Annotated in this window: 21 protein-coding genes and 1 other RNA gene; 8 read left to right on the top strand and 14 right to left on the bottom strand. The window is 50.3% G+C overall.

What is annotated here, in order from left to right:
* Positions 1 to 142: 142 nt before the first annotated feature.
* A complete protein-coding gene (locus ACZ520_RS00915) occupies positions 143 to 1459 on the top strand; it encodes a PAS domain-containing protein (protein WP_464127094.1) in 1317 nt (438 codons plus the stop codon).
* Positions 1460 to 1500: 41 nt separating this feature from the next.
* Here the strand turns inward: ACZ520_RS00915 and ACZ520_RS00910 are convergent, their stop codons facing one another.
* The 7 genes from ACZ520_RS00910 to ACZ520_RS00880 are packed head-to-tail and all read right to left on the bottom strand — an operon-like array spanning position 1501 to position 7300.
* Complete coding sequence (locus ACZ520_RS00910; protein ID WP_088566597.1) at positions 1501 to 2823, bottom strand: aminopeptidase P family protein; 1323 nt, start codon at positions 2821 to 2823, stop codon at positions 1501 to 1503.
* Between the two features lie 8 nt (positions 2824 to 2831).
* Positions 2832 to 3833, bottom strand: coding sequence for a patatin-like phospholipase family protein (locus ACZ520_RS00905; protein WP_464127092.1), 1002 nt, complete (start codon positions 3831 to 3833; stop codon positions 2832 to 2834).
* On the bottom strand, positions 3802 to 4578 hold the full coding sequence (locus ACZ520_RS00900; RefSeq protein WP_464127090.1) for a TlyA family RNA methyltransferase: 777 nt from the start codon (positions 4576 to 4578) through the stop codon (positions 3802 to 3804). The genes ACZ520_RS00905 and ACZ520_RS00900 overlap by 32 nt, the downstream gene beginning before the upstream one ends.
* Position 4579: 1 nt before the next feature.
* Entirely contained in the window at positions 4580 to 5449 is an 870-nt protein-coding gene (locus tag ACZ520_RS00895) for a polyprenyl synthetase family protein (protein ID WP_464127088.1), read from the bottom strand.
* Between the two features lie 3 nt (positions 5450 to 5452).
* Entirely contained in the window at positions 5453 to 5677 is a 225-nt protein-coding gene (locus ACZ520_RS00890; protein ID WP_011162803.1) for an exodeoxyribonuclease VII small subunit, read from the bottom strand.
* A gap of 1 nt (position 5678) precedes the next feature.
* Positions 5679 to 7085, bottom strand: a complete 1407-nt coding sequence (xseA, locus tag ACZ520_RS00885; protein WP_464127085.1) for an exodeoxyribonuclease VII large subunit — start codon at positions 7083 to 7085, stop codon at positions 5679 to 5681.
* 56 nt (positions 7086 to 7141) lie between these two features.
* On the bottom strand, positions 7142 to 7300 hold the full coding sequence (locus ACZ520_RS00880) for a hypothetical protein (RefSeq protein ID WP_157678807.1): 159 nt from the start codon (positions 7298 to 7300) through the stop codon (positions 7142 to 7144).
* A 140-nt stretch (positions 7301 to 7440) separates the two neighbouring features.
* Between ACZ520_RS00880 and ssrS the strand changes: the two genes are divergently transcribed.
* The 3 genes from ssrS (at position 7441) to ACZ520_RS00865 (ending at position 10248) form a co-directional block, all read left to right on the top strand.
* Positions 7441 to 7620, top strand: a non-coding RNA gene (ssrS, locus tag ACZ520_RS00875) — 6S RNA.
* 118 nt (positions 7621 to 7738) lie between these two features.
* Positions 7739 to 9709 carry a hypothetical protein gene (locus ACZ520_RS00870; RefSeq protein ID WP_464127083.1) on the top strand — a complete coding sequence of 657 codons (1971 nt, stop codon included), beginning with the start codon at positions 7739 to 7741 and terminating at the stop codon, positions 9707 to 9709.
* Positions 9691 to 10248 (top strand): hypothetical protein, encoded by a 558-nt coding sequence (locus ACZ520_RS00865; protein ID WP_464127081.1) that lies wholly within the window; start codon positions 9691 to 9693, stop codon positions 10246 to 10248. Before ACZ520_RS00870 ends, ACZ520_RS00865 begins: the two co-directional genes overlap by 19 nt.
* Here ACZ520_RS00865 and ACZ520_RS00860 read toward each other — a convergent pair.
* From ACZ520_RS00860 to ACZ520_RS00830, 7 genes are read right to left on the bottom strand one after another with little or no spacing between them, the layout of a single operon-like run.
* Entirely contained in the window at positions 10219 to 10884 is a 666-nt protein-coding gene (locus ACZ520_RS00860; RefSeq protein ID WP_088566605.1) for a hypothetical protein, read from the bottom strand. The two genes, ACZ520_RS00865 and ACZ520_RS00860, sit on opposite strands and share 30 nt — an antisense overlap.
* Before the next feature lie 6 nt (positions 10885 to 10890).
* The gene (locus ACZ520_RS00855) at positions 10891 to 11451 is read right to left on the bottom strand and encodes a NifU family protein (RefSeq protein WP_088566606.1); all 561 of its coding nucleotides are present in this window, start codon (positions 11449 to 11451) and stop codon (positions 10891 to 10893) included.
* Positions 11448 to 12677 (bottom strand): aminotransferase class V-fold PLP-dependent enzyme, encoded by a 1230-nt coding sequence (locus tag ACZ520_RS00850; RefSeq protein ID WP_416479667.1) that lies wholly within the window; start codon positions 12675 to 12677, stop codon positions 11448 to 11450. The genes ACZ520_RS00855 and ACZ520_RS00850 overlap by 4 nt, the downstream gene beginning before the upstream one ends.
* A gap of 5 nt (positions 12678 to 12682) precedes the next feature.
* Positions 12683 to 13942, bottom strand: a complete 1260-nt coding sequence (gene sufD / locus ACZ520_RS00845) for a Fe-S cluster assembly protein SufD (protein ID WP_464127078.1) — start codon at positions 13940 to 13942, stop codon at positions 12683 to 12685.
* A 9-nt stretch (positions 13943 to 13951) separates the two neighbouring features.
* Entirely contained in the window at positions 13952 to 14710 is a 759-nt protein-coding gene (gene sufC, locus ACZ520_RS00840; RefSeq protein ID WP_464127076.1) for a Fe-S cluster assembly ATPase SufC, read from the bottom strand.
* Positions 14711 to 14748: 38 nt separating this feature from the next.
* On the bottom strand, positions 14749 to 16206 hold the full coding sequence (sufB, locus tag ACZ520_RS00835; RefSeq protein WP_088566610.1) for a Fe-S cluster assembly protein SufB: 1458 nt from the start codon (positions 16204 to 16206) through the stop codon (positions 14749 to 14751).
* Positions 16199 to 16654, bottom strand: coding sequence for an RrF2 family transcriptional regulator (locus ACZ520_RS00830; RefSeq protein WP_088566611.1), 456 nt, complete (start codon positions 16652 to 16654; stop codon positions 16199 to 16201). The genes sufB and ACZ520_RS00830 overlap by 8 nt, the downstream gene beginning before the upstream one ends.
* Before the next feature lie 254 nt (positions 16655 to 16908).
* Between ACZ520_RS00830 and ACZ520_RS00825 the strand changes: the two genes are divergently transcribed.
* The 4 genes from ACZ520_RS00825 to ACZ520_RS00810 are packed head-to-tail and all read left to right on the top strand — an operon-like array spanning position 16909 to position 19804.
* A complete protein-coding gene (locus ACZ520_RS00825) occupies positions 16909 to 17718 on the top strand; it encodes a hypothetical protein (protein ID WP_416479669.1) in 810 nt (269 codons plus the stop codon).
* A gap of 60 nt (positions 17719 to 17778) precedes the next feature.
* On the top strand, positions 17779 to 18516 hold the full coding sequence (gene tolQ, locus ACZ520_RS00820; protein WP_038450529.1) for a protein TolQ: 738 nt from the start codon (positions 17779 to 17781) through the stop codon (positions 18514 to 18516).
* Positions 18517 to 18518: 2 nt separating this feature from the next.
* The gene (locus tag ACZ520_RS00815; RefSeq protein ID WP_088566613.1) at positions 18519 to 18935 is read left to right on the top strand and encodes an ExbD/TolR family protein; all 417 of its coding nucleotides are present in this window, start codon (positions 18519 to 18521) and stop codon (positions 18933 to 18935) included.
* Between the two features lie 8 nt (positions 18936 to 18943).
* Entirely contained in the window at positions 18944 to 19804 is an 861-nt protein-coding gene (locus ACZ520_RS00810; RefSeq protein ID WP_088566614.1) for a TonB family protein, read from the top strand.
* The last annotated feature ends 3 nt before the right edge of the window (positions 19805 to 19807 follow it).

The raw sequence follows: 19807 nt of genomic DNA, 5'->3' as shown, positions 1-19807 counted from the left end.
GCCCGGAAACTCACCGAACGTTTCACCCAGGTGACACAGGGAACACCTCCACCGAGGCGGTGGAATATTCCATCGAATATCTCATATTTGTTGATGCGATTTTTCTGTCGAGTATAAAGCGGGCCTTGCACGAGGTGATTCGATGGCTCTGGAAGCCGACTTTGCATTGGACGAATTGTTTTTCTCTAAAACTGATTTTAAAGGGCGGATCGAATCAGGCAATCAAGTCTTCGTCAGAGTCAGCGAATACTCTAAGGACGAGATCCTGGGACGCCCCCATAACATCATTCGCCATCAGGATATGCCCCGCAGTGTCTTTAAACTGTTCTGGAGCTACCTGCAAAGCAACAGACCCATTGCGGCTTTTGTAAAAAACAGATCAAAAACCGGCAAGTACTACTGGGTCTTTGCTATGGCCTTCCCCATGAACGATGGCTATCTTTCCATTCGTTTAAAGCCCACGTCTGTCTTTCTGGGTGAAGTGCAGAAGATCTATGCCGAGCTGGTGTCCCGAGAAAGCACCGGTCTTGGCATTGAGCAAAGCGAAGGTCTGTTGCTTTCAGAACTTCATAAACGCGGCTTTCACAGCTATGACGCTTTTATGACCCGTGCCCTGCTGGAGGAAATGAAATCCCGGGATCAGTTGCTGCTGCACTATGAAAAGAAAGTCTTGCAGACAAATAAGTGCTCGGACCGAGTGGGGGAAATGCAGGAAGCTTCAGGCAAATGCACCGACGCCGCCCGGACCGCTTTTGACCTTGCAGATTCCCTGAACCAGCGCTTTAGCCGCAACAACCAGGCGCAGAATATCAGCGACATCTGCCGCGAAGTGCAGATGGTCACCACCAATCTGACCATCTCGGCCGCCAAACTGGGAGAAGCCGGAAAAACCTTAAGTGTGGTTTCCAAGAATCTGGAAAGACTGGCAATGGAAATTGCCGAAAGTTCCCGGGAGTTTGATGAAATCTTCGCCAGCTTCAGTGTCGCGGCTTCGCGCATGTACTTTTCCATGGCCACATCACGCCTGCAAATTGAAATGATGAACCATCTGATTGGTGAAACCCAAAGCTCCGAACAAGAGGACTTCCTTGTTCAGAACTGTCATCTTTTGAAGGATCTCATTTCAGCGAACTTTGCCGATGTGGAGGAAACTGCCAAGAAGCTGATCAAAGAAAACAAGTCCCTGAACCGCTCTATCAACATGCTGTCCAAAGTCACCGCAGGGATGGATGTCATCTGTGTCGTGGGAAAGATCGAAATGGCCCGGGTAAAGGAATTCTCAAGCTCTTTAGAATCCTTGCTGGGTGATATGGAAAATCTGACCGCGAGCTTTAAAAAGACACTAAGGTCGATTGAAAATGAAAGCCAATGGGGGCTTGTTCGGTCCAGCGAGCTAAAAAACCATCTTTACGTGATTTCTCAAAGTCTTCGCCATGTTGACAACAGCATGATGGCATAAAAAAGGCCCACCTTCCGGTGAGCCTTTTGGGCTTTTAAATTTTAAGCCTTGCCGACGACTTTTTCGATATCCGCAATTTCTTTGGGAACTGATGAAGTCATGTTTTCAGAGCCAGACGAAGTCACACGCAGATTGTCCTCGATACGAATGCCGATACCACGGTATTTCTGAGGAGCTGATGCGTCGTCAGCCGGGATGTAAAGGCCCGGTTCGATCGTGAAGCACATATTGGCTTCGATCGGACGTGGCTCGTTCTTTTTAAAGTACAAACCAGCATCATGCACATCCATGCCCAGCCAGTGGCCGATACCGTGAGGATAATACTTTTTCTGAGCCAAGGCCTGAATCAAATCATCCTTGCGCCCGGACAACAAACCCAAGTCCAACATCAGATCCGTCAGCAAAGACGTTCCCATGTCGTGCAGGTCTTTAAAGAAAATTCCCGGCTTCACATAGTCACAGATCTGCTTTTGAACTTTCAAAACACCTTCGTACACACGCGCCTGCTCGTCTGTGAACTTGCCGTTCACCGGATAGGTACGCGTGATATCGCCGGTGTAGTAGTTGAACTCGGCACCCGCATCAATCAGCAACAGATCCCCGTCCTTGCAGACCTGATCGTTGAAGTTATAATGCAAGGTCGTCGCGGCATTTCCGGAAGCCACGATATAGTTGTAACCTTCACGGGCAGAACCTCTCATATAGAAGTTGTGTGCCAGCACCCCTTGCACCTGGCGTTCCGTCACCCCTGGGCGGGTGAAGCGCATGGCCGCCAAATGGGCCTGAGCGGAAATTTCACACGCTTCACGCAACTGAGTCAGTTCGTATTCAGATTTCACCAGACGAAGTTCACCCAGCAGGATATCCGCATCGTGAATCGCCAAAAGGCCATTCCCCATGCGCCCTTGCAGAGCTTTCACCGTTTGCAGAATTTCCTGCATCTTGTGATCCATCTCGGTGTTTTTGTACTGACTGTAATAAACGCGGTCGACCTCTTTCAAAAGCTGAGGCGCCACTTTGGTCAGTTCATCAAACGGATAGGCCTTGTCGATTTTGAACTCACGCTCGCAGCCTTCCGGACCATAGCGGAAACCATCCCAGGTTTCTCTTTCCACGTCACGACGGCGTACGAACATCACTGTTTCCGGAGTCAAACCCGGACGGTGAATCAAAACAGACTCAGGCTCTTCCCAGCCGGTCAGGTAAAACAGATTGGAATCCTGACGATACGGGAAATGACAGTCATGATTGCGGATGTATTCCGGATGAGAAGCCACGACCAGAGCGCCACCTGGGATTTGCTCCCCGGCTTTTTTTCTTCTTTCGGAAAAGATGTTCATGTCATAGATGGGTTTTCTGCTCATAAATTCTCCTAAAGTCCCCATTTGCGGGTAAGACCCTTCAACTGACGGGCGGCAGAGTCTGCCCCCTTGTTCATGATCTCACGACGCTTGTCGAAATCCATAATACCATAGCTGGACGTATCAAGCGAGATGACAGTGTCAACTCCTGGCAAAGGCTTATTATACAGTCCCGCGATTTCACTCCATAAGACGTTGTCGGTGGCACTGGACTCCAGGGTGAAGGGTTTTGAACCCCCCGGGGCCTGCAGCACATTGACCATCACGATATAGTTAGCCCCTTTTTGGCGCAGGTAATTGGCCAGGGCCGTGATGTCGCGAACGCCCGCCACGCTGTTTTGGTAGGGCTTAAAGAACGGCGGATAGGCCATGCACAGATACATCAACTGATCGATGCCCCCGCGGTTCATCAGGTAGACCTGATTCTTCTTTAAGTTGTAAGACGGACAGGCAAACGGCACTTTGAAGTCTTCCACTTTGGCGCGATTGAAAGCCACACCGACAAAGTCCTTCAACACCGTCACTTCGTTGTTCTTGTTCACACCGCCCAGAAGGGATTTTTTCAAAACCTCTTCATCCTTCAGCTTAAACATCTGCCACTCTACATCGTTGGCAAGTTCCTTGTTGGCGTAAAGCGCCGCCATCGGAGCGGCAAATTCAACTCCACCAATAGCGTAAACCGGAACCTTGGCTCTTTGCAGCTCATGCAGGAATCCGATGTGCGCGTAGGTCTTTGCCCCGCCACCGCCCAGAATCACACCGATCTTGGGCATGGTTGGAATCACCGGCGCCGGAGGCGGTGGTGGCGTTTCAGCCAAGTCTTCTTCATCTGATTCCATCCGCGGCGGAGTGCCAACATTTTCCGGCGGACGCGGCTGAGTCACCCCCGGACGGCTGGGAGTCGGCTGCGGAGTTTTGCGAATGTCTTCGCGGGTTCTTAAGTTCTGACAGCTTGCCAGAAACAGGAACAAGACAATCCAGCTAGATTTTTTTGGCAAAAACGAAGAACTCATTATTTCCGTCCTTTCCCTGAATCGGAGATGGGAAGTAGTCGAGAACCTTAAATCCATTTTGCGAACAAAGTTCCTTTATCCGCGTCTCGACTTCTTTATACAGTGAAACATCTTTGACTATACCCCCCTTGGCAAGGCCGTCAACGCCGACCTCGAATTGGGGCTTTACCAGACTTAAAAGACAGCCTTCAGTCTTAAGAAAATGTGCCAGTTCCGGAACTATCAAAGAGATCGAAATAAAAGAGACGTCCATGACGACCAGGTCAAACTTGTCTGGCGGGGTCGCCTGATTGACGGCTTCTTCACGGGAAAGATTGCGGGCATTGATGCCCTCGATAACTGTCATTCGTGGATTGGAACGAAGGCTGCTGTGAACCTGACCGTGGCCCACGTCCACACCCAGCACCAAGCTTGCGCCCTTTTGCAGAAGACAATCGGTAAAGCCCCCTGTGGAAATACCCACATCCAGAACTTTCAGCCCCTGCACCGAAATCCCGGCTTGCGCCAAAGCGCCTTCCAGTTTCAGGCCTCCGCGGGACACAAAACGATTCGCCGGACCTGCTTCCACTTCGATCTTTCCCTGATGGGATTCCAAAACGGCGAAGCTTGCCTTTTTCAAAATGCGCTTTTGCGAATTTTCAAAAAGAAAAACCTGACCCGCCTCGATCAGCTCCTGAGCATGAGTGCGCGACTGCGCCAGACCCTTTTCAACAAGATAAAGATCCAAACGCAGTTTATCGCCCATATTACACCTGACGGTTTTGATTAAAGCTGATCAGATACTCCAGCAGTGGAGCATCGGCAGACACTTTGTGCAGTTCCGCCAGTGTCGAAGCACTGACATCTTTCAGATAGGTCTTGGTGCCTTCAAGCCCCAGAATACCCGTGAAGCTGCGAAGATCCTGACCTTTTTCGCCGTGATCCAAAACATCGTCGGCCACCTGGAAAGCAAGCCCCAGGCCTTCGCCGAACTTTTTAAGACTTTCAATTTCTGTGGGTTTAGCCCCGGCAATCACAGCCGCCCCCTCAACCGCCACACGAATCAAAGCACCGGTTTTAAGACGGTGCAGATGAGTCAGCTCTTCCAGCGACATCTGTTTGTCACCGGCACGCAGGTCAATCGCCTGACCGCCGACCATGCCACGAATGCCTGCGGCGGAAGACAATAGGCGCGTCAGTTGCCCGACCAGGAAACTGCTATCCCCATAGTTTTCAGCAATCAGCATGAAAGCTTCGGTCAAAAGAGCATCTCCGGCCAACAACGCAAAATCCTCACCGAACACTTTGTGATTGGTGGGTTTCCCGCGGCGCATGTCATCGTTATCCATGCACGGCAGATCATCATGAATCAAAGAATACGTATGAATCATTTCCACGGCAGCGGCGAAAGGCAAGATGCGCTCTTTGCCGGCCCCGAACAATTCACCGACCAGCAAAGACAGAACCGGACGGAAACGTTTCCCGCCATTGGTGGCAGAATAAAGCATGGACTTTCGCAATTCAGAAATGGCGCTGCCGGCTGGCAGTTCCATATCAGACAGATATTTTTCCACAAACTGGTTCACAGCCTGGGTGCGCGCGGTGATTTCCTGATCAATCTGAATTGCGAGATCCAAGACTTAGTTCTCCTCTGAAGTGAAATCCGTGGTCACCGGCTGACCATCAGCCCCCACAGACATCAAAAGCTTCACTTTGGATTCAGCTTCGTTCAAACGCTGATGGCATTCGCGGGAAAGTTTCACACCTTCCTCGAACAGCTTCAAAGACTCTTCCAGAGCCAGATCGCCTTTTTCCATCTTTTGCACGATCTCTTCCAGACGGCCAAGTTTCTTTTCAAAATCCATTCTATTCCTCCTTCACGCCATCCACGATGGCGGTCACTGAGCCCTGAGCCAGGCGGATATCCAAAAGGTCTCCTTTTTTCACCTGGCTCGCAGATTTAATTACTTGCGAATTTTTGGTCACGATTGAATACCCACGCTCAACCACCTTCAGTGGACTGAGACTATCCAGCATAGCCATGACCTTGCCCATGCGGGCCTTTTTTCTTTCAATCGAAAAATGCAGCGCCTTTTCAGAACGTGCTTTCAGATATTCCAGATCCTTTTTCTTTTCATCGATCAGATCCTGAGGGCTTCCCAGTTTCTGGCTCATCAGCTCGACCCGGTGGCGACGCTCGGCCAGACGGCGGTTGATCGCAAACTCCAGACGATTTAAAAGATCATCATTGCGAAGCTCCAGATCCTGCAAGCGGCGCTTCGGATCGACCAGACGCTTGGAAAGACCCCGCATCTTTTCACGCAGGAACTTCATCTTCTTTTCAAAAGTCAGATGCAGCATGCGCTCTAGCGAAACAACCTTATTGGCCAGTTCACCCGAACTTTTCGCCACAAGCTCTGCTGCAGCCGACGGGGTCGGCGCACGCAAGTCCGCCACGAAGTCGGCAATAGTAAAATCAATTTCATGTCCCACGGCAGAGATCACCGGAACCGGACTGGCCGCAATCAAACGCGCAAGACGTTCGTCATTGAAGCACCACATGTCCTCAATCGACCCGCCACCACGTCCGACAATCACCACATCCACACCCGGAAGGGCCGTGGCTTTCTTAAAGGCCTCGCAGATTTGCGGAGCCGCCGCTTCCCCCTGAACGATGGTTGGAACCACCGTCACCTGGATGGCTTTGGCACGACGGGAAAGAACATTCAAAATATCACGAATGGCCGCCCCGGTCGGGGACGTCACGATGGCAATATGCCTTGGGAAAGTCGGAATCGGCTTTTTGCGGGCAGATTCAAACAAACCCTCGGCTTTCAATTTCATCTTTAGCTGTTCGAAGGCTTTTTGCAAAGCCCCGGCGCCGACCGGCTCCATCATCTCGCACATCAGTTGATAGTTGCCGCGCGGTTCATACACCGTGATACGGCCGCGCACGATCACTTCCATCCCATCGGTGGGTTTGAATTTCAAGCGGGCGTTGTTGCCACGGAACATCACGGCCGTGATCTGGGAGCGGGAATCTTTCAGGCTGAAATAAAAATGGCCGGAGGTGTGCGCTTTGAAGTTTGAAATTTCACCCTTCACCCACACCTGCCCGATCTGTCCTTCCAACAACTGTTTCACATAGATATTCAGCTGTTCAACGGAAAGCACGGAAGGTTCATTGGTCTTCGTCAACAAGTCGGCAGCCCCAAGACTGGCTTGAGCTGAGACATCCGTTTTTCGAAGTGGCTGATTAGGAGAGTCCGACATGGGAGCAGAGGCTAATGCCCCCACCCGGTGGAGTCAATACATTGAGAGTCAATGTGCTAGAGGGAAGTATACCAGACGTTCTGAACGGACCACAGGCCGCCCACAAAGAAGCACACCCACCCCAGGGATTTGTGCTTGGCCAAATTGGCATAGGCCTCACCCATGCGTTCCTGCCCGATGCGCGCCAGAACCGGGTTCTCCAACACAACAACCATCAGGAGTCCATAGAAAAAAACCACGAAGGGAAAAATAAAATCGAGCTTTTCAGGTGTCATATTCAATTTATCGGAGCTTTACCGGAAAGTAAGAGTCCGGTTCGATTGACGATACGAAAAGACATGATAGAATGGTTTACAGAAGGGTTCGACGGCGTAAAGCTCTATCGAAAATAAACCTTACAAGCATATTTTTGGGGACTGTCCCTGACAATGGTGAGCAAGCTCAGCTCGTACTGAGAAGCCTAAAGTTGTTATCATGGTTACCCACCTTAGCTAAAACAGGTTTACTTTTTCAGAGTGGTCTTCGAGCCTTTTTTTATTTGTCTCAAGCCGAGACAGTCCTGCAAAAAACTTCGTCATTTCCTCAATAATTTCGATTAAGAAATAGGGCTTTCGCGCGTTCAGCCCACCCCCCGTAAATCCGATAAGATCTACATGACTTTGAACCGGATGATGGCTGGTTTTATCAGCGCGTGGACTCTTATTCTGACAGCTTGTGGTGGTGGCGGCCTTGAAGGCGGCGACTATTCATCCAATGCCCCGGCATCCGAGGAACCTGCCTATTACGGCAAGCCCACCGATATGGATGCCGCCCAGTCTGTCACCGTCACACTGCCGGCAAAATTCCTGTATCGGGGCCTGAGCTTCACCCCGGGCAGCTCTACCAACGGACTGACTTCTGTGGTTTCTGCTGCCAATGCCATTCCTATCGCCTTTGCTGAATTCCATATCTACGATTCCTCCGGCTCGCGCATCCAGCAGGGTGAAACAAACACCAATGGGATTGCTTCTTTCATGATCCCGAAGACCACCGGAACCTACACCTTCAAAGTATTCTCGCGCGCCTACAACGACTATTTGAAAGTGAGTGTGCTGGCGGATATCTATTCCAACACACCTCACTATGCTGAAAAGTCTTTCACCATCACCGCTGGTGACATTACGGCAGGAACGAAGGATCTGACATCGACCCCGGTTTATGCCGAAGCCAATGAAAGCATCTCTTCACGCATTGAGGGTGGCGCCTTCAACATCATGTATGACATCCTGCTGGCGAATGAATACATCCGCCGCAATATCGGCAAGAACAACGGAGGCACCCCGTCCACGGATACCAACGTGTGGTGGGTGGCCGACAAAGTCACTGTATTCTGGAAAGCCGGCTTTAATCCTTACTCCTATTTTGGCTCCAACTCCCCGCTGTCTTTTTATTCGCCGGGGGATCGCAAATTATACATTCTGGGCGGCGTGAATGGGGATGTGAAGTCCTCGGACACGGATCACTTTGACGATTCGGTGATCTTGCACGAATACGGCCACTTCCTGGAAGACGTTTACGGGAACTCTGGATCTCCGGGCGGGTCCCACACGGGGAACTTTGTGATTGATGCAAGACTTGCGTGGAGTGAGGGCTGGGCCAATTACTTCCAAGCCGCTGTTCTAAGCGGTGCAGATGCAGCCTTTAACAACGCTGATGAAAATCGCGCACCGACAGACCCTCGCTATCATTATTACGTGGACACTTATGGCTATCGTGCCTCAGGCAACACCGCAGGTGTCAGCATTTCCTTCAACCTTTGGCAGGATGGAACCGCGGCCAGCTATGACAACACCGCCTCGGACCTTGCCGGGACCGGTACTTTCCGCGAAGTTTCAGTGTCACGTGCTCTGTACAAAGCCACTCGCAAAGACGATGCTCAGTACGAAGCCACCAAATACGGTGGTGGCATAACCTTCACCAATATCTGGAAGACCTTTGCCGGTGAAGACACTTCCGGCCACAAGAAATCCAACCCGATTACCACCAGTCTGGTGAACACAACGACCTATCCGGTACCAAGTGTGGGACTGTTCAACAATCTGCTTTCCCGTAACGTTGTCGGTGCCACCGCAAAATGGGATGCGATCTTGACGGAAGAAAAGCAGACCAAGACCACCAAAGACTATGCGTACTATCTGGGAACAACCGGGGGCGCCTGCTCGGGCACAACTGAGTTTACTGTCGGCAAAGAAGAACAACTGATGACCGCCAGAGACAGCGTTAAACGTTCAGACCAGCAGGTGAACAACGACTTCTATCTTTACTATCACGATGGAACTTCCACGACCCTGGGGTTGAGTTACACCAGTACCAAACTGGATTTGGACCTTGTCTTGTACAAGAAAGACTACGTCTACTTTGAAGATACTTACTGGAAAGCCGGATATTCATCAGATTACATCGTAAAACAAAGTCGCAATGTGGCCACCACTTCGGAGAGCATCTCCCTAAGTGGAGTGCCGGCAGGATACTACATCCTTAACGTTAAGATTAATGCCTATAACAAAACAGCATCGCAGATGAACACCAATGCGACCTACAGCTTAACCAAAGGGGGGGCCGCCATATGTGGAACCGAAAGATAACCATCACCGCAATTCTCTCCCTGGCAGTTGGCGTTTCCGTTTTCTCATTCGCGGGGAAATCGGAAAACCGCACACCCGCCTCCACTGGCAAGTCCACGTGGCGCCCCGCGCCCGTTGGGAAGCATCTGGCTCTTTTCCATGTCGAACTAAAGTCCGAAGATGAAATTCCTGAATCCGGCAGCGACGAAGTAAAACTGATCGGCCGCGTTCTGGTGAATCAGGCCCTGCAAGGCGATCTGGCTTACACCTGGTCCCTGCCCGAGGGCGTGAGTGTCGTTGATGGCATTACTTCCGACACCTTGTCCGGCGTTAAGGTCGGCCAGGTGGTTGAATTGAAGATCACCGTCACGGGTTTCTCGAAAGAAAAACAAAATGCCATCTCTTTGGCGGTAAAAGCCCTGGCTCAGGAAGAAGTTCTGGGTAACTCAGCAGTGATTGTCAGCCGCAACGAAGACACCATGGAAGCCACAGCGCCCGACATGAAAAGATCCGCGGAAGAACAACTGGGATCAGAGACAGTCCACCGTCGTCGTAAATAAGAATCCCTTAATCTCTCCGTTGCGACGGAGAGAACTGGCATAGCGAGGCTCCACCTCAAAGCGCCGCAGGCCCTCCGAACACAGCTCCCACAATTGATGCTTTCCCACCTGAAACCTCATGGTTCCGGGGACCTTTCCACTGAGCAGATCCAGAGCCGCAGCAAAGAGGTCGCGAGTCACCGCCTCTTCACGCCCGTAAAGTTTCCACCACTCAAGGGTATAGAGTTCTTCCAAGGTGTAGGTTGAAACCTCAAAGAAACGCAAATTGCGGAAAATCTGCAGGTTGTCGCTGGTATAGATCTCAACGATATTCGCCATTTCAAGCTTGTCGAAGAAGTCCGAAGAAGGCACAAGGCCCCAACGGCGCAGCGCCTTCCAACAAAAGCGCGGAGAGTCTTTCAGGGAGTAGCTTTCAGCCTGAACTTCCTGGCAGATCTCCACATAATCTTTCAAAGTTTGCAGAGCCAGGTCTTTTTGGTCATTGGCGAGCCGGCAGAAGTGCGGCAGAGCGGGGTCATGATAGGGTTTGACTGACAAACCCTCTTTTTCCAGAACCAGGGCGAGGCGCTCACACAACAGACGAAATCTTTCAACCCGGTCTGGAGTTTGCTTCTGAGCACCTTGCGCTGACTGCATTCATCCTCACATCGGGATAACTTCAATTGTTGGATTGAATTGATCCCGCAAAATTCCCTCGATGGCCATCAGTGTTCCTGAAGTGGCACTTGGGCAGGTTCCACAAGCTCCCTGGTAAAAGACATAAAGCTTGTTATCTTCATATTTCACCACATCCAGATCCCCGCCGTCACCTTGCAAACCGGGACGGACCGTTTGGTCCAGAATCTCTTCGATCTGCTGGACCTCAGGAGGAAGGCTGGCGCGGCGAAGCTTCTTTTCATCCATCTGGGTCACAGCCGGATTATGCGCTGGCATACGGGTCTGAATCACCGAACAAACATTGCGCTGAATCTCTTCCGGATCCGCATCAAAATTATGAGTGATCGTGATCACGTTCTGGAAGAAGTGAACCTGACGAACGCCCTCCACCTGGAACAAGGAAGACGCCAGAATGCTCTGCTCAGCTTCCTTGGCATCCGCATAGGTCGCTTTTCCTTCATTCAAGACGGCGCGATCCAACACGAATTTCCACGCATTAGGGTTTGGAGTTGCCTGAATACGAATCAGTACATCTTGGGTGCTCATAACAACATCTCCCGGGCCTTCACCACGGCTTTAACCATAGAATCAATATCTTCACGATTATTATACACTGAAAGGGACGCTCTGACGGTGCCTGGAACTCCCAGACGCGCCATCAGGGGCTGCGTACAATGATGACCAGCTCGGACTGCCACACCTTCTTGGTCCAGAATCTGACCAATGTCAGAGTGGTGAGCCCCTTTCAGATTAAAGGACAAAATCGCCCCTTTATTCAGAGAGGTTCCATAGATTTTCAAATCCGGAATCTCCAGGAGCTTGCCCGTCGCATAGTTCAAAAGATCCATTTCATACTTATGGATTTTATCCAGACCAATCTTTTCAACAAACGTCAGCGCCGCATGCAAACCCACAGCACCTTCCACGTGCGGAGTTCCAGCCTCAAAACGAGTCGGCACATCATTGAACGTGGTTTTTTCGATCGTCACTTTGGAAATCATGCTGCCGCCCCCTTGATAAGGTGGCATCTGATCCAGAATCTCTTTTTTCCCGTACACAGCCCCAAACCCAAACGGGCCGAAAAGCTTGTGAGCAGAAAACACAAAGAAGTCGCAATCAATCTCTGAAACATTCACCGGCAACTGAGACACGATCTGGGCCCCATCCACCAGAACCTTCGCACCGACTTCGTGAGCCAGCTTCGTCAAAAGCTTCATGTCTGTATTGGTGCCCAGAACATTCGAAGACGCAGTGAAAGCCACCATCTTCGTGCGGGCATTCAGTTTCTTTTTGAAATCTTCAAGATCCAGTTCACCGTTATCCAGAATATCGGCCGCCACAACTTTGGCGCCGACTTTTTCCGCGACCATCTGCCACGGCACGATGTTTCCGTGATGCTCCATCACGGTGATCAGGATCTCATCCCCGGCTTTCAAGTTCGAAAGACCCCAGGAATTTGCCACCAGATTCACGCCCTCGGTGGTGCCGCGAACAAAGATGATTTCCTCGGACTGACGGGCCCCCAGGAATTCGGCCACCTTCTGGCGGGCCGCTTCGAAATGCCCCGTCGCCACATCACCCAGATAGTGAGCGCCACGATGAACATTGGAAGTTTCATAAGAATAAAAATGCGCAATACGGTCGACCACCGACTGCGGCTTCAAAGTTGTCGCCCCACTGTCCAGATAAACCAGGTTCTTGCCATGAACTTTTTGAGTCAAAGCCGGGAACTGGGATCTTACAGAGGCAAATATATCGTCTAGATTGCTCATAACACTTACCGATTCAGGGCAAGGCTGCTGAACGCCTCGTCCAGATGGCGAGACAGCCATTTCTGGATGCTCTCGTCGGAAATTTTATAAATCACTTCAGAAAGGAACCCGTAGCTCAGCATCGGGATGGCTTTCTCTTTAGGGATTGCGCGGGATTGCAGATAGAACAGCTCTTCGCGGTTCAACTGACCCACTGTGGAGCCGTGCGCCGCTTTCACGTCGTCTGCATAGATCTGCAGACAAGGCTTGCTGTCGGCTTCCGCCTTGCCACTTAAAAGCAGATTATTGTTCAACTGGGCCGAGTTGGCTTTCTGCGCACCTTTTTCGATGCGAACGGTTCCGCAGAACACGGCACGGGATTCCCCGTCCAGGATGCCTTTGTAAAGCTGATTGGTATTGCACTCGCCCACTTTATGGTTGATCAAAGACGTGTTGTCCACGTGCTGGGTGCCACGAACAGCGTACACGCCCAGGATTTCTGTGTTGGAGCCAGGACCGTTCAAGATCACATCCAACGAATGGCGAGACAGACTTGCACCCGTCGCAAATGCCAGACTTTCCACGTTAGCGTCTTTTTCCACCACCATGCGGGTGCGACCGATATTCACGGCACTTTCGCTTTCGGCCTGAACACGCACGTACACAAGCTTGGCACTTTCACCAACGTGCACGTCGCTGACTGAGTTCGCAAAGTAACTGGTGCCCGTCTTGCCGTAATGGCTTTCCAGCACACGCACGGAAGAACGTGCGCCCACTTCAAGACTGAGGCGAGGAGAAACCATCAATGGCGGCCCCCCTTCTGTAGACGTGAAGAAGACGAAATTCACAGGTTTTTCCACAGACGTTTCTTTGGCAACACTCACCACGAACGGCTTTGCCATGTAAGCGCCATTCAAAGCATCAAAGGTGTCATCAAACTGAGCCGGATACTGGGAAAGTTCTTTTAGATTCACGCCCGCTGGCAATTCAGCCGACAGGGTCTTGTTCAAAACACCATTGAAGAAAACGATGTTGGCAAATTCTGGGTTCAGATATTTTTTGATTTCAACCAGAGTGTCATGACTTGGCTCAAACGGGTTCACTGCGCTTGGCAGGAACGTGCCTTCATTCAAAGCTTTCACGCTGGTATAGTGCCAGGCTTCATCTTTGCGGGTCGGAAGACCTTTATTCAGAGCATAGTCATACCCCGCCTTGCGGAAAGCGGACAATGCGCCTTCGGCAGGATTGGATTGACTGAATTTTTCATAGCTCGTTAACAGGTTCATAGTCACTTCCTATACCGTCAGCCAGTCGTAGCCTTTTTCTTCCAGCTTCAGCGCCAGTGAGCTGTCGCCAGTCTCAATGATCTTGCCGTTCGCCAAAACGTGAACGTAATCCGGCTTGATATAATCCAACAGACGCTGATAGTGAGTAACCAGAATGATCGCGTTGTCTTTACGGCGAAGTTTATTCACCCCTTCAGAAACAACACGCAAAGCATCGATATCCAGACCGGAATCTGTTTCATCCAAAAGCGCCAGGCGCGGGGACAAAACCGCCATCTGAAGGATTTCATTTTTCTTTTTCTCACCACCAGAGAAACCTGTGTTCACCGGACGATCCAGATATTCAGGTTTCATGCTGACCAGTTTCATTTTCTGATAAAGGAATTCGCGGAACTCGCCTTCAGGCATTGGTTCAGAGCCCTGGTGCTGCAATACAGAGTTGAAAGCCGTGTGCAGGAACGTGAAGTTGGAAACCCCCGGAACCTCAATCGGATACTGGAATGCCAGGAAGATGCCTTCTTTGGCTCTTTCATCCGGTTCAAGATCCAACAAGTTGGTCATGTTGAAGTTCACTTCGTATTTCACTTCGCCGGAAGTGACTTCATACGCCGGGTGACCGGCAAGCACTTTGGAAAGTGTGGATTTACCGGAACCGTTCGGGCCCATGATGGCATGAACTTCACCCGGCTTCACTGTCAGGTTCAGACCTTTCAGGATTTCTTTTTCTTCAACTCTTGCATGTAGGTTTTTGATCTCTAGTAAATTCATATTTCACCCTTGCGCTGCTTCAGCTGCGCTCTGCCGGCCTAGCCGACACTATTTTCTAATTTCATTTCGATCAGTTTTACGGCTTCGACAGAGAATTCCAGAGGAAGCTCTTTAAAGACCTCTTTACAGAAGCCGTTGACCAGCATCGAGATTGTTTTTTCCATATCCAGACCGCGGGACTGCAAATAGAAGATCTGATCTTCACTGATACGTGAAGTCGTCGCTTCGTGCTCAATCGTCGCAGTTTTGTTTTTCACTTCAATGTACGGATAAGTGTGCGCACTGCTTTGATCACCCACCAGCATGGAATCACACTGGGAATAGTTGCGCGCATTTTCCGCCGAAGGCAGGATTTTCACCTGACCACGGTAGGCATTGGAGGACTTGTCCGTCGAGATCCCTTTGGAGATGATCGTGCTTTTGGTGTTTTTACCAATGTGGATCATCTTCGTGCCGGTATCCGCCTGCATCAGATCGTGAGTCAAAGCCACAGAATAGAAAGCCCCTTCAGAGCCTTCACCCTGCAGGATGCAGGATGGATACTTCCACGTGATTGCAGAACCGGATTCCACCTGGGTCCAGGAGATCTTGGAATACTTCCCAAGAGCTTTTCCACGTTTGGTCACAAAGTTATAGATACCACCACGGCCTTCTTTATCGCCCGTGTACCAGTTCTGAACAGTCGAGTACTTGATCTCGGCATTGTCCAAAGCCACCAGCTCAACAACTGCGGCATGCAGCTGGTTTTCATCACGCTGAGGAGCTGTACAGCCCTCAAGGTAATTCACATAACCGCCCTCATCACACACCAACAAAGTTCTTTCAAACTGACCGGTGTCTTTGGCGTTGATACGGAAGTAAGTGGAAAGATCAATCGGGCAACGAACGCCTTTCGGGATGTAACAGAAAGAACCATCCGTGAAAACCGCCGCATTCAAAGCGGCATAATAGTTGTCCGTGTGAGGCACAACAGAACCCAGATACTTCTTCACCAGATCCGGATGTTTATGAATCGCCTCGGAAATAGAACAGAAGATCACACCGGCTTTATCCAAAACCTCAGTGTGAGTCGTACCTACAGACACAGAGTCAAACACCACATCCACAGCAATACCGGAGATGCGTTTTTGTTCGGTCAGCGGGATACCCAGTTTTTCAAAAGTCTTGATCAGTTCCGGATCCAGATCGTCCAAAGATTTTGGTTTCGCAGCTTCATCCGTCGCTTTTTTCGGCGCGGAATAATAGCGAATCGCCTGGAAGTCGATCTTTGGATAGGACACGTGCGCCCACTCGGGTTCCACCATTGTCAGCCAATGACGGAACGCCTTCAGACGGTATTCAAGCATCCATTCCGGTTCATTCTTTTTCGCAGAGATCAGACGAATGATGTCTTCGTTCAGACCCAACTGCACCTGGTCTGTTTCAATGTCGGTGGTGAAACCGTATTTGTATTCGTAACTTTCCAGCGGATTGCTGGAGGATTTGTTGTTATCCATGGGCCACCGCCTCAGAGGATTTTTTCGCTGGCATTGCCACTCTTTCCACCAATAGTTCTTTCAGGCTCAGGCTTTTGTAGAAGTCTGTAAGTCTGTGATTCAAAGCTGTGATCGGAGACACGATGTTGCAGGTGCCTTGAATTTCACAAGGTGCTTCCTTGTGCAGGCATTTCACCAACGCAGTTGGTCCTTCAATCACCTCAACAAGGTCGTGTATGGAAACCTTCGCCAGGTCTTTCGTGATTTGATATCCGCCATTGGCTCCGTATTCGGCGCGCAAAATCCCGCCCTTTTGCGCCATTTGCTGCATCACACGAGCCGTCGCATCAAAAGGTGTATGGAAAGAATCCGACACTTCTTTGGCAGTTGTGAGCTCACCGGGGATCTTTTGGCTCATGTATTTCAGAGCCATCAGAGCGTATTCAAGCTTGCGATTGATTTTATTCATGTAAGGTTCCCTTCACCAGCGCCCCTCAGAGAGTCCTCTGCGGACACGGCGTCGCTTTCTATCTAATAGAAAGCCAATTGAAAAACAAGGCGAAATACGCCTAATTTTAACGTATTTAAGATTGTGACAGGAATCTTTCCTTTAGTTTTGAAAAAATGTGCTGATTTCAAAGTCTTAGGGTGCTATACGAAAGGCCTATGAGAATCCTTTTCATTACCGCTGTCAGCTTCCTTATCCTTGGTATTCTACTGCTTATGGCCCGTATATGGGGCTTGGGGCAATCCTTCCCAGTTTACGAACACGCCTTCTTTTCTGGCCCCGCTCCGATCGTGATCGTTAAGGCGGACACTCTGGAGAAGGTTCAGGAAACCCTGAAACTCAAGCCTGATGCCGTGATCTGGGCCGACGTGCGCATTTCTTCCGATAAAGTGCCGTTCATTTTGCCTGCCAGCCGGGACCGCGAATTCATCGATATGAAGCTGGCTGAACAGAAAGCCAATCCGACGGCCAAAATCATGACCGGTGGCAAGTTGTCGGAATACCCATGGGAACAGATCAACGAATTCTATAAAACCACTCCGGCTTTGAAGGAATACTACGAACAGTTTCCCGAGACTCGTTTTGTTCTGAATATTATAGATAACGTGCACGACGTGCATTCCACGGTGGTCAGTGCGATTGATGACCTGAAGCCAAACCCGCGCACCCTGATTCAAAGCGATGCCCTGATCATCATGACCTCTATCAAAGAACTGAAGCCCGAGTGGGTGTACGGCACCAGTCAGCCGGATATTATGAGATTACTCAGTTTTGATTCGCTGTGGATTTTGCCTTCGACTCAATTCAAAGGCGACGTCTTCATCGCTCCCTTCAAATTGATGAAACGCCCCGCTTTCAACGATGAGATCATCACGGAGATGCGTCGTCGCAACAAAAGAATCTTCCTGGGACCTATCGAGAATGAAGCTCAGCTTGCTGAGGCGAGTCGCTATAAGGCCGAGGGCCTGATCACGACGAATTTGCCAGAATTGCTCCGTCTTCTAAACCAAGGTCCTGCTCAATAGGTTGATCCAAAATGCATTTGGGCATATCGTTTTAAGACGTACCTTAACGGAGGTCTAGATATGTCCCCTATTTTTGTCAACGCGGCCCAGGCTGCACCCTCTGTATCAGTGAACACCAGCTCCATTGATGCTATCGCTCAAGCAAGTCCCATTGTTCAGCTGACTTTGTTGATGCTGATTGTGATGTCCGTTTTCTGCTGGGCCATCGGTTACTCCAAATATGTCACTTTCAAAAACATGAAACAGTCCGATGAACTGTTCTTGTCCAAATTCTGGAAAGTGAATTCCCTGGATACGTTGTTTGAAGACATCGACCAATATAAGGACTCTTCTGTCGCCCGCGTCTTTAAAGCCGTGTACCTGGAGATGAAAAAGATCTCTGAGTCCCCGCTGCTTTCCAAAACCGAAGGCGATAAACCGATCCTTTCCGGCATCGACAACCTGGAACGTGTCCTGAACAAAGCCACTGAAAGCGAGATCTCCAAACTGGAATCGCGTCTGACCGTTCTGGCAACAACCGGTTCCACCGGTCCCTTCATCGGTCTTTTCGGTACGGTTTGGGGGATCATGGGTTCCTTCCACAAGATTGGTCAGACCGGAACAGCCAGCCTGGCGGTTGTAGCGCCGGGTATTTCTGAAGCCCTGATTGCCACGGCGATCGGTCTGGCAACAGCGATTCCAGCGGTTGTTTTGTACAACAACTTTATCTCTAAAATCCGCAAGCAGGAAATCGCCCTGAACAATTTCGGCGCGGACTTCCTGAACATCGTTAAACGTAACTTCTTCCAAGGAAATTAATCATGGGAATGAGTGGCGGCGGCGGAAAAAGCCGGGCGACATTAAGCGAAATCAACATCACGCCTTTGGTGGACGTGATGCTGGTGTTGCTGATCATGTTCATGGTGACGACTCCTTTGATGCAACAGGGGATTGAAGTGGATCTGCCAAAGACCTCTTCTTCCGGTGTTGAAGTCAACGAAGAGCCTTTTGTACTGGTGATCAATTCAGATCAGAAAATGACCATCGCCAAACAAAAGATCGCCATGACAGAACTGCGCCCGAAACTGAAAGCGATCTTCGAAAATAAAAAGAACAAACAGGTGTACATTCAGGCAGACCGCAAAGTGGACTATGGCTTCGTCGCGGAAGCTATGGCCGAAGTGCGTGCCGCCGGCATCTTTAACATCGGTCTGATCACTCAGCCGAAAGATCAATGACCTGAGCTGTGAACTATTTAGAGGAAAAAGATCAGCAGAATGATGAGCAAGTAACCCGCGGCATAGGGATCTCCTTTGCCCTGCACGCGCTTATTATTTCGATCTTTACTTTGAAGACCGTCTTCTTTGATCCGGAACCGATTGATTTCTCGCAAGCTGTGCGTGTGGACATGGTAGGCTTGCCGGACAAGGTGGAGCCCAAAGACCTTGCAGCTCCGGCCAAAGAAAATCCCAAACCGGCTCTTCCTGAAAAAGAAGTCGCCAAAGAACCCGTAAAAGAAAAGCCGCCTGAAAAGGCTCCGGAAAAAGTGGTGGAAAAGAAAACTCCGCCAAAGCCAGAGCCCGTGAAACTTCCTCCGGCAAAAGCCAAGGAAGAAGGCATTAATCTGGAAAAAGTAAAATCCCAGCAGCAGAATGCTTTGGATAAACTCAAAGCCATGGCTGCCTTGGAGAAAATCAAAGAAGACGTGGCGGAAGACAAGAAAAAAGCCGCAGCAGCTGCCGGAACCGGCAAAGCCGCCACCGGAAGTGCCCCTGTGAAAGGCAATGTCCTGTCGCCCGGCACATCTTTGACTGGAATCGCCAAGCTTCAGAATGACAACTACATTTCTGATCTGGATCGTCACATCAAACAAAATTGGACAATCCCAGAATGGCTGGCGAAGCGTGATTACAAAGCACAAGTGCGTGTGTTCGTGGATTCGCGCGGCAATATTCTGGGCAGAAAAATTGTTAAATCCAGTGGCAATCCCAGCTACGATGAAGAAGTATTAGCAACCATTGACCGTTCAGCCCCTTTCCCGGCTCCGCCAGAAAAGCTGATCGCTGTATTCTCTGTGGACGGAATCCTGATCGGATTCCCGGAATAACTA

This window comes from Bdellovibrio sp. BIS2, from assembly GCF_055398295.1.
The sequence above is the reverse complement of the archived record's forward strand: the minus strand, read 5'-3'. Positions and strand labels throughout refer to the sequence as shown.

Excerpts from the sequence above, each read along its gene's own strand:
- ACZ520_RS00915 (WP_464127094.1), top strand. The coding sequence starts at position 143 with ATGGCTCTGGAAGCCGACTTTGCATTGGACGAATTGTTTTTCTCTAAA.
- ACZ520_RS00910 (WP_088566597.1), bottom strand. The coding sequence starts at position 2,823 with ATGAGCAGAAAACCCATCTATGACATGAACATCTTTTCCGAAAGAAGA.
- ACZ520_RS00905 (WP_464127092.1), bottom strand. The coding sequence starts at position 3,833 with ATGAGTTCTTCGTTTTTGCCAAAAAAATCTAGCTGGATTGTCTTGTTC.
- ACZ520_RS00900 (WP_464127090.1), bottom strand. The coding sequence starts at position 4,578 with ATGGGCGATAAACTGCGTTTGGATCTTTATCTTGTTGAAAAGGGTCTG.
- ACZ520_RS00890 (WP_011162803.1), bottom strand. The coding sequence starts at position 5,677 with ATGGATTTTGAAAAGAAACTTGGCCGTCTGGAAGAGATCGTGCAAAAG.
- xseA (WP_464127085.1), bottom strand. The coding sequence starts at position 7,085 with ATGTCGGACTCTCCTAATCAGCCACTTCGAAAAACGGATGTCTCAGCT.
- ACZ520_RS00880 (WP_157678807.1), bottom strand. The coding sequence starts at position 7,300 with ATGGTTGTTGTGTTGGAGAACCCGGTTCTGGCGCGCATCGGGCAGGAA.
- ACZ520_RS00870 (WP_464127083.1), top strand. The coding sequence starts at position 7,739 with ATGACTTTGAACCGGATGATGGCTGGTTTTATCAGCGCGTGGACTCTT.
- ACZ520_RS00865 (WP_464127081.1), top strand. The coding sequence starts at position 9,691 with ATGTGGAACCGAAAGATAACCATCACCGCAATTCTCTCCCTGGCAGTT.
- ACZ520_RS00860 (WP_088566605.1), bottom strand. The coding sequence starts at position 10,884 with ATGCAGTCAGCGCAAGGTGCTCAGAAGCAAACTCCAGACCGGGTTGAA.
- ACZ520_RS00855 (WP_088566606.1), bottom strand. The coding sequence starts at position 11,451 with ATGAGCACCCAAGATGTACTGATTCGTATTCAGGCAACTCCAAACCCT.
- ACZ520_RS00850 (WP_416479667.1), bottom strand. The coding sequence starts at position 12,677 with ATGAGCAATCTAGACGATATATTTGCCTCTGTAAGATCCCAGTTCCCG.
- sufD (WP_464127078.1), bottom strand. The coding sequence starts at position 13,942 with ATGAACCTGTTAACGAGCTATGAAAAATTCAGTCAATCCAATCCTGCC.
- sufC (WP_464127076.1), bottom strand. The coding sequence starts at position 14,710 with ATGAATTTACTAGAGATCAAAAACCTACATGCAAGAGTTGAAGAAAAA.
- sufB (WP_088566610.1), bottom strand. The coding sequence starts at position 16,206 with ATGGATAACAACAAATCCTCCAGCAATCCGCTGGAAAGTTACGAATAC.
- ACZ520_RS00830 (WP_088566611.1), bottom strand. The coding sequence starts at position 16,654 with ATGAATAAAATCAATCGCAAGCTTGAATACGCTCTGATGGCTCTGAAA.
- ACZ520_RS00825 (WP_416479669.1), top strand. The coding sequence starts at position 16,909 with ATGGCCCGTATATGGGGCTTGGGGCAATCCTTCCCAGTTTACGAACAC.
- tolQ (WP_038450529.1), top strand. The coding sequence starts at position 17,779 with ATGTCCCCTATTTTTGTCAACGCGGCCCAGGCTGCACCCTCTGTATCA.
- ACZ520_RS00815 (WP_088566613.1), top strand. The coding sequence starts at position 18,519 with ATGGGAATGAGTGGCGGCGGCGGAAAAAGCCGGGCGACATTAAGCGAA.